This is a genomic window from Micromonospora sp. M42, from assembly GCF_000568915.1.
In the GTDB taxonomy this organism is placed as follows: domain Bacteria; phylum Actinomycetota; class Actinomycetes; order Mycobacteriales; family Micromonosporaceae; genus Micromonospora; species Micromonospora chalcea.
This window is the reverse complement of record NZ_KK037233.1, coordinates 375,522-383,895: the sequence shown is the minus strand read 5'-3', so window position 1 is coordinate 383,895 and position 8,374 is coordinate 375,522. Positions and strand designations below refer to the sequence as shown.

Annotated in this window: 8 protein-coding genes; 4 read left to right on the top strand and 4 right to left on the bottom strand. The window is 73.9% G+C overall.

Annotation, left to right across the window (positions count from 1 at the left end):
- On the bottom strand, nt 1–833 hold an 833-nt coding region (locus MCBG_RS01410; protein WP_043330015.1), incomplete at its 3' end, for a polyprenyl synthetase family protein.
- A gap of 244 nt (nt 834–1,077) precedes the next feature.
- Nucleotides 1,078–2,103 carry a methyltransferase gene (locus MCBG_RS01405; RefSeq protein ID WP_043330014.1) on the bottom strand — a complete coding sequence of 342 codons (1,026 nt, stop codon included), beginning with the start codon at nt 2,101–2,103 and terminating at the stop codon, nt 1,078–1,080.
- 161 nt (nt 2,104–2,264) lie between these two features.
- Here MCBG_RS01405 and MCBG_RS01400 point away from each other — a divergent pair, with 161 nt between their 5' ends.
- Nucleotides 2,265–3,128 carry a TauD/TfdA dioxygenase family protein gene (locus tag MCBG_RS01400; RefSeq protein ID WP_043323264.1) on the top strand — a complete coding sequence of 288 codons (864 nt, stop codon included), beginning with the start codon at nt 2,265–2,267 and terminating at the stop codon, nt 3,126–3,128.
- Nucleotides 3,129–3,135: 7 nt separating this feature from the next.
- Here MCBG_RS01400 and MCBG_RS01395 read toward each other — a convergent pair whose 3' ends face one another.
- Nucleotides 3,136–4,302: a cytochrome P450 gene (locus tag MCBG_RS01395; protein ID WP_064445596.1), complete on the bottom strand. Its 1,167-nt coding sequence runs from the start codon at nt 4,300–4,302 to the stop codon at nt 3,136–3,138.
- A gap of 193 nt (nt 4,303–4,495) precedes the next feature.
- On the opposite strand from MCBG_RS01395, the gene MCBG_RS32830 reads away from it, so the two are divergent.
- From MCBG_RS32830 to MCBG_RS01385, 3 genes are read left to right on the top strand one after another with little or no spacing between them, the layout of a single operon-like run.
- Nucleotides 4,496–5,008: a glycosyltransferase family protein gene (locus tag MCBG_RS32830; protein ID WP_198033262.1), complete on the top strand. Its 513-nt coding sequence runs from the start codon at nt 4,496–4,498 to the stop codon at nt 5,006–5,008.
- A gap of 17 nt (nt 5,009–5,025) precedes the next feature.
- Nucleotides 5,026–5,694 (top strand): nucleotide disphospho-sugar-binding domain-containing protein, encoded by a 669-nt coding sequence (locus MCBG_RS32825; RefSeq protein ID WP_369799243.1) that lies wholly within the window; start codon nt 5,026–5,028, stop codon nt 5,692–5,694.
- A gap of 10 nt (nt 5,695–5,704) precedes the next feature.
- On the top strand, nt 5,705–6,907 hold the full coding sequence (locus MCBG_RS01385) for a cytochrome P450 (RefSeq protein ID WP_043323260.1): 1,203 nt from the start codon (nt 5,705–5,707) through the stop codon (nt 6,905–6,907).
- Nucleotides 6,908–6,923: 16 nt separating this feature from the next.
- On the opposite strand, the gene MCBG_RS01380 is transcribed toward MCBG_RS01385, so the two are convergent.
- Nucleotides 6,924–8,330, bottom strand: a complete 1,407-nt coding sequence (locus tag MCBG_RS01380) for a condensation domain-containing protein (protein ID WP_043323258.1) — start codon at nt 8,328–8,330, stop codon at nt 6,924–6,926.
- Between the last annotated feature and the right edge of the window lie 44 nt (nt 8,331–8,374).

The window sequence follows — 8,374 nt, the reverse complement described above, 5'->3', positions numbered from 1 at the left end:
CCGCGCCGGTGCAGCACCGCCAGCAGCTCCACCCGGGTCGCGTCGGTGACCGCGTCGTACGCCAGCAGCAGCGGCAGGGTGGGGCGGCCGTTGTTGAGGTCGCTGGACGCCGGTTTGCCGGTCTGTTCCGGGGTGGCCAGATAGGACAGCAGGTCGTCGCGGATCTGGAAGGCCATCCCGAGGTGCTCGCCGTACCGGGCCAGCGCGGCGGCAACCGGCTGGTCCGCGCCGCCGAGCAGCGCGCCGATCTCGCACACGGCGCGGAACAGCGCGCCGGTCTTGAGCCGGATCATCTCCGGATACCAGCGGGCGCCCGCGTCCAGGTCGCCGACGAGCCGCGCCTCCAGCGCCTGCCCCCGGCACAGGTCCTGTCCCGCCTCGGCCAGCGCGGCCACCGCGGCGACGACCGGGCCGGCGGGGGTGTCCGGACCGCCCTCCACGACGGCCCGGAAGGCGTGGAAGATCAGGTGGTCGCCGGCCACGATGGCGCCGGGGATGCCGTACGCCACCGGGACCGCGGGGCGGCCGCGGCGCAGCGTGTCGGCGTCGATGATGTCGTCGTGCACGAGCGTCGCGACGTGCAGGTACTCGGTGGCGAGCGCGGCGGCGAGCGCGTCGCGGGGAGATCCGCCGACCGCCTCGGCCGCGTGCAGCGTCATCATCGGGCGCAGCATCTTGCCCGCCGGCAGCAGCGCGTAGCGCACTATCGCGTCGAGCTGGTCGGGTGTCTCGGGCCACCGCCGTCCGAGTTCGGCGCGCAGCAGCCGTCCCGATTCGCTGCGGGCGAGGTCGTCGATGAAGGGCGGATATCGCGTGGAGCCAGCAACCGTCATGACGCGTCGACCCTTTCGCGAGGGATCGGCTAGTCGCCACGCGAGACGTTACCGGCCGCCCTCCCCGCGAACAACCATTGATAAATGCGAGCGGATATGGGTGGCGGCAAATGTCGTGACCGCATTTCTCAGCACATTGACCGATGCCCAGAGAAAACCGCCCTTCCACCCAGGGCCGCCATGTCGATGCATATACGTCAATGATCGGGCGCACGGGACGGCACCGGACAGGTGCGACGCGCCCTCAGGCGCCGGCGGCGAACTCCATGAGCGTGAGCCCGTCGGCGCCGTGGTACGTGCGCCGGGGCGACAGGCCCGCGGCGGCGGCCAGCGCGGCGAACTCGGGCAACCCGCGTTCCCGGCCGCCGACGAGCACCAGCATCCGCAGGTCGTACGCGGACAGGTGCGGCACATGCGGCACCGTCGGCAGCACCTCGATGACGAGCACCCGGCCGGCCGCTCCGGCCGCCTCGGCGCAGCGCCGCAGGATCGCCGTGGCGTGGGCGTCGCTCCAGTCGGTGAGCGCGCGCGAGACCACGTACACGTCGGCGCCGGGCGGCAGCGGGGCGAAGAAGTCCCCGACCACGGTCTCGACCCGGTCGGCGAGGCCGCACTCGGCGAACGTCGCGGCGGCGGTGGCCACCGGCTCGGGGCGGTCGACGAGCGTGCCCCGCAGGTGCGGATGGGCGCCCAGCACCTCCCGCAGCAGCCCGCCCGCGCCCCCGGCCACGTCGACCACGTGGCCCGCCTCGCGCCAGGGGTAGAGCGCCGCGACCTCCGGCGCGGTGAACCGCTGCTGGCTGAGCATCAGCGCGTCGAAGTAGGCCCGGTGGTCCGGGTGCGCGTCCAGGTCGGCCCAGAAGTCCCGCCCGTGCACCTCGCGGTAGCCGGGCCCGCCGGTGCGGATCGCGTGCGGCAGACCGGCCCAGGCCAGGTCCATCCGCGCGCCGAGGCCGCCGAGGTCCAGATAGGCGCCGAGGCCACCGCCCTCGCGGTCGCAGAGCAGCTCGCCGACGTCGGTCAGGCCGAAGACGTCCGGCGACACCTCGACGAACACGCCCCGGTGCGCGAGGTAGCGCAGCAGGCGGCCCAGCGCGGCGGCGTCGGCCCCGGCGGCGCCGGCCAGCTCGGCCAGGCCGGTGACACCGTCGGCGATCAGGTCCGGCACGCGCAGGGTCACCGCCGTACGGACCGCGAACGGGGTGGCCAGGTCGGTGAGCCGGTCGAGCCGCTCCGCCGCGTCACCCTCGATCGGGGCATCGATCGCCACCCGCGCCTCCTCCACGTCGCGGGCCGGCCTCGCCGCCCCCGCCGGCACCGAATGGTTCCAGGCGTACGCCGGGTGAGTCAACGACGACGGCTGGTGAGGACATTCACTGACGTGGAACAATTCGCGGACCAGCCGTGGCGCGCAGACCGGAGGGATCATCGATGACCACATCCATCGCGGCCGAGGTCCGGCTCGTCTCCGGCGCGCTGGGCGCCGAGGTCCACGGCATCGACCTCAACACGCTCACCGACGAGGGCTTCGCGCTGATCCACGACCTGCTGCTCAAGCACCAGGTGGTCTTCCTCGCCGGCCAGACCGGGCTGACGCCGGCCGCACACGTGGCGTTCGGCCGCCGCTTCGGCGAGGTCGAGCTGCACCCCTATCTGCCACGGCTGGACGGGCACCCGGAGATCGTCGTCATCGACTCCGCCGACGGCGGCAAGGTCGACGTCTGGCACACCGACATGACGTTCCACCAGAGCCCGCCGATCGCCTCGATCCTGCACCTGGTCCAGCTGCCCGAGGTCGGCGGCGACACCATGTGGACCAACCAGTGCCGGGTCTACGAGGCGCTCTCCGCGCCGATGCGTGACCTGGTCGACGGGCTGACCGCCATCCACGTCATCCGGATCGGCACCGAGTTCACCAGCCGGGCCGAACACCCGGTGGTCCGGGTGCACCCGGAGACCGGACGCCGCTCGCTGTACGTCAACCGGCTGTTCACCTCGCACATCCCGCAGCTGACCCGCAACGAGAGCGACGCGCTGCTGGAGCACCTGTTCGCCTTCTCCGAGAGTCCCCAGTTCACCTGCCGCTACCGCTGGCGGGCCGGGGACGTCGCGGTCTGGGACAACCGGGTCACCCAGCACTACGCGGTGAACGACTACGAGGGACTGCGCCGCGGGCAGCGGATCACCGTGCTCGGCGACCACCCGACCGGGAACCCGCCGCGCTGGGAGCACTACGCGCCCGCGCCCGGCGAGCGCTACTGGCCGGGCCGGGTCAACGCGGTGGAGAGCTACTGACCGCCGCTCACCAGGTCACCGGGAACGAGGCGATGCCGCCGTTCATCCGGTCGTGCCGCCACGGGATCTCGGCCGGCGGCACCGCCGGCGCGAGCGCCGGCATCCGGGTCAGCAGCGCGCCCAGCGACAGCTCCACCTGCATCCGGCCCAGCGCCGTACCGAGGCAGAAGTGCGGCCCGAAGCCGAAGGTCAAATGCGGGGCGTCGGGCCTGCGGTCGATGTCGAAGACGTTCGGCTCGGGAAAGAACCGGGGGTCGCGGTTGCCGGCCCACGGGACCGCCATCACGCAGTCCCCGGCGCGCATGCCGACGCCGCCGAGGACCAGGTCCTCCCGGACCACCTGCACCCGGAACATGGCGCTCACCGACGTGTAGCGCAGGATCTCGTCGGTGGCCGCGGAGAGCTTCTCCGGCGCCGCGCGCAGCTTGGCCAGCTGCTCCGGGTGCCGGAACAGCGCGAGCAGGCCGGCGCTCGTCGAGTTGATCTCCAGCCCGCCGAGCAGCACCCCCATGGCCAGCTCGACCAGCTCGGCGTCGGCCAGCTCGTGCGTGCCGCGGACCCAGGCCGAGAGCAGGTCGTCGCCGGGCTCGGCCCGCTTGCGCGCGAGCTGACCGGCCAGGTAGTCCCGCAGCTGGGCCTGCGCGGTCGCGGCGTCGGCCGAGCCGTACGCGGTGACCGAGTTCAGCCCCTCGATCCAGGCGTAGAAGCGGGGACGGTCGGCGGCCGGCACGCCGAGCACGTCGCACACCACGAACACCGGCAGCGGCGCGACCAGCCCGGCCACCACGTCGGCCGGGCGCGGGCCGGCGAGCATCGCCTCGACCAGCTCGTCCACCAGCCGCTGCACCCGGGGACGGAACGTCTCGATGCGGCGGGCGGTGAACGCGCGCGCGGCCACCCGGCGCACCGCCGCGTGCGGCGGACCGTCCATGTTCAACTCGCGGGGACCGCCGCCGTCCGGCGTCGCGGTGGCGCCGAGCGGAAGCCGGGAGAAACGGGGGTCGGCCAGCACGGTGCAGCACTGCTCGTAGCCGAGCACCAGCCAGGCGGCCCGCCCGTCGGGCAGCCGCACCCGGCTGACCGGCTCGGTCACGACCATCTCCAGCAGCTCGGCCGGAAGATCGCCGGTGAATGGCTCGAACGGATAGGAACGCAACCCGGAATTGACGCTCAACGCACCACCGCCTGCCGATCGCGGTCCACCTCGGGCATCGGCTAAGACTCCCGCATCGGTTAGCCCGGCGTCAATATCCATTGCGGTCGTCCGCGACCTTCCGCGTACCGCTTCCATCACCTAGCATCGGTTGGCCAGGACTGCCGTTTCACGCGCGGATTGGTGGGATTTGACTGCGGCTCTGCGAATTCTGATGTCGACATGGGGCTGGCGGTCGCATTTCTACAGCCTGGTCCCGCTCGGCTGGGCGCTCCAGGCCGCCGGCCACGAGGTGCGGGTGGCCAGCCACCCCTCGATGGTCAGCGCGATCAGCTCGGCCGGGCTCGCCGCCGTGCCGCTGGGCGCCGACGTCGACTTCGCCGCCGCGTTCGCCGGCCGGATCGGCGCGGTGGCGCCGCTCGACGGGCCCGCCACGGCGGACGCCCTGGAGCCGGCGATCACCGCCGACGGCGGGGTGGTCCGCTTCGCCGACGCCGTGCTCGACGAGCTGGTCTCCTTCGGCCGGTCCTGGCGGCCGGACCTGATCCTCTGGGAGCCGTTCAACCTGGCCGCGCCGGTGGCCGCCGCCGCGCTCGGCGTACCCGGGGGCTGGAACCTGTGGGGGGCCGGGACTCCTCGAACCACGCTGCGCCTTCGACCCGGAGTCGGTGGTCGGGCAGCTCCCGACGCGCGTAGTTCGAATACCTTGCATCTATTTGAGTATTAAATCGTGCCCGCGTCGAGGTGGCGTTGGACGGAGTGCTCACGCTGAGGAGAGAGCCGCCGCCGATGCAGGTGCCGACGCGGCGCCCCGGCCGCCCGGTGCGGTTCGTGCCGTACAACGGCCCGGCCGTGCTGCCGCCCTGGCTGCGCCGCCCGGCGGACCGGCCCCGGGTGTGCGTCACGGCGGGCACCATGATGGCCGGCGCGGGCCTGGACGACCGGCTCGACCTGGCCGGGGTGATCCACGCGGTGGCCGGGCCGGACGTGGAGGTCGTCGTCGTGGTCGAGCCGCGCCAGCGCGAGGCGCTGGGGCCGGTGCCGGCCGGGGTCCGCCTGGCCGACGGGCCGCTGGCGATGCGGCTGGTGCTGCCGACCTGCGCCGCGCTGGTGCAGCAGGGCGGGGCCGGCACCACCATGACCGCGCTCGCGTACGGCGTGCCGCAGCTCGTCCTGCCGCAGGTCAGCGACCAGCACTTCAACGGTGAACGGCTGGCGGCCACCGGCGCGGGCGCCTGGCTGACCCGCGAGCAGGCCACCGCCGCCGCGGTGCGGGACCTCGTCCGCGAGCTGATCGCCGACGGCCCGTGGCGGCGCGCGGCGGCGCTGATGCGCGACCGGGTCCACGCCATGCCCGCCCCCGCCGACCTGGTGCCGACGCTCGCCGCCCTGGCCCGGGGCGGCCCGATCTGAGGAGTCGCAGATGACGCAGGACCCGCCGGCCATCCCCTACCCGCTCGCGCCGGCTCCGACGATCTACCACCCGTCGCCGGACTACACCCGGATGCGCGAGACGTGCCCGGTGGCCCGGGTCGAGCTGCCCGACGGGGCGTGCGCGTACCTGGCCACCCGGCACGCCGACGTGCGCCGCGTCTTCACCGACCAGCGGTTCAGCCGGGCCGCCGCGGCCGGCCCGAACCGCCCGACCCGGGAGCTGGGCTCGCTCGCCGAGGACTCGCTGATCGGGATGGACCCGCCCCGGCACACCACGATGCGCCGGGCCGTGTCGCACGCGTTCACCGTCCGCCGGGTGGAGGAGCTGCGCCCCAGGGTCGCGGCGCTCGTCGACGCCATGATCGACGACCTGGTGGCCGCGGGTCCGCCCGCCGACCTGATCACGCACGTCTCCGGCCCGCTGCCGATCTCCGTGATCAGCACGCTGTTCGGCATCCCCGAGCGGGACCGGGAGCGCGTACGTCAGTGGTCGGACGCGCTCGTCGGCGACTGGGACGCCGACCCGGAGGCGCCCCGGGCCGCGCTGGAGGCGTTCCGCGAGCTGATCGAGCAGCGCCGCCGCGAGCCCGGCGACGACCTGATGAGCGCGCTCATCGCGGTCTGGGACGAGCACGACGACCTCACCGAGCGGGAGCTGGTCTCGGTCACCGCCGGCATCTTCGTCGGCGGGCACGAGACCACCACCAACCAGCTCAACCTGTTCCTGCTCGTACTGGCCCGCCACCCCGAGCAACTGGCCGCGCTGCGCGGCGACGACCCGGTCGCGGTGGCCCGGGCGGTCGAGGAGCTGTCCCGCTTCATCCAGCTCGGCGACAACGGGGTGCTGCTGCCCCGCGTCACGACCGAGGAGGTGGAGCTGGGTGGCGTACGCCTGCCGGCCGGCGCCGCGGTGCTGCCGGCGATCGCGTCGGCGAACCGGGACGCCACCGTGTTCCCGGGCGCGGACACGCTCGACCTGACCCGCGCGCACAACCCGCACCTGGCCTTCGGCGCCGGCCCGCACCACTGCCTCGGCGCGGCGCTGGCCCGGATGGAGCTGCAGGAGGCGCTCGGCGGCCTGCTGCGCCGGCTGCCCGGGCTGCGGCTCGCGGTCGACGAGTCGCAGCTGCGGTTCCGGCCTGGTCTGGTGGTGCGCAGCCTGGAGTCGCTGCCGGTGACCTGGGACGCGTGACCGGCGCTGTGACCGGTCAGCCGCCCGCCGATCCCGGGATCACCCGGGTCGGGGCGGCGGGGTCGAGGGCCGCCTCCACCGCCACCTCCTCCACGCCGCGCAGCAACCGTTCCGCCTGTTCCTCGGTGAAGCAGCCGAAGTCGAAGATGACCTGGAGGTAGACCGTCTCCGGCTGGTCCTCGACGGTGATGAACACCTGCTCGGGCAGGTGGTCCAGCGGGCCGTCCCAGACCAGGAACGTCTCGTCGGCGCGGCGGCGGATCCGCTCGGCGGTCACCGGGTCGTCGTGCAGCCCGACGTCGGCCGCCTGCCGCGTGGTCACCCGCCGGTCGTTGATCCGGCAGCTGATCCGGGCCGGGTATCCGCGTTCGGTGTCCAGCCGGTCGGACACCTCCGCGAGCTGCGCCGGGTCGTAGTAGGCGTACTTCCCGGCCGACACCGCGGCCCGGCGGGCACGCGCCACCACCTCGTCCACAGTGGTGTCGGCGGTGTCGACGCGCAGCACGCCGTTCTGGCTCAGCGGGGCGATGGCCTCGGCGAAACCCGGCCGGAACCGGTTGCCGACGATGAGCTTGGCGGTGAGCGGACTGACGCCGGTGGCCCGGCCGATCGCGACCGCGATGACCGCCAGCAGCACGCGCGAGGTGTCGGTGCGGGTCCGCGCCGCGATGGCCCGCACCGCCAGGTACGCCGCCGGTGAGCTGAACCGGCCGTGCCAGTACCGGTGCCCCCGGCGCCCACCGGCGGCCGGCTCGCCGAACGTCAGCGGCGGGATGTCCCGCAGGTGCTCCGCCCAGTGCCGCACGGCCCGGTCGCTGACCCGGCGCAGCGGCGGCGTCTCCTCCCGCCGGCCCAGGTCGAGGATCTGCACGGTACGCGGGTCGGCGACCCGGCGGACCGGGCGGCCGGCGAGGCCCAGATCGGCCAGGAGCAGCGACGTGGCGGTGCCGTCGACCACGAGGTGGTCGATCGTGAGCACCCGGTGCACCAGGACGCCCCGGTGCCGGATCACCGCCATCTTCACCGACCAGTCGCGGTAGAGGTCGTAGTGGCTCAGCAGGCGGGCGTGGCCCAGGTCGTAGGCGAACGTGGCCACGTCGGCCGGGTCGGCGTCGTCGGGCACGTCCACCACGTCCAGGACCGTCTCGCCGGTGGCCGACACGACCTGGCACGGACCGCCGTCGCCCTCGCCCAGCCGCATCCGCAGCGCCGGGTGCCGGGCCATCAGCGCGGCGAACTCGGCCGCCACCTGCTCGACCGTGACGCCCGGCGGCACCGGGTGGGCGCCGCTGACGTTGTGCGTCCAGCCGGTCTCCCGCATGTCCTGCATGATCGCCTTCTGCCCCCAGGTCAGGGGCGCGACGCCGGCGCCCGGCCCGGCGAACGCGACGGGAACGTGGGCCTGGACCGTCTGCGCGAACACCGGTCAATGAGAGCAACGGGCATCGGTGTGTGTCAACGCGACGG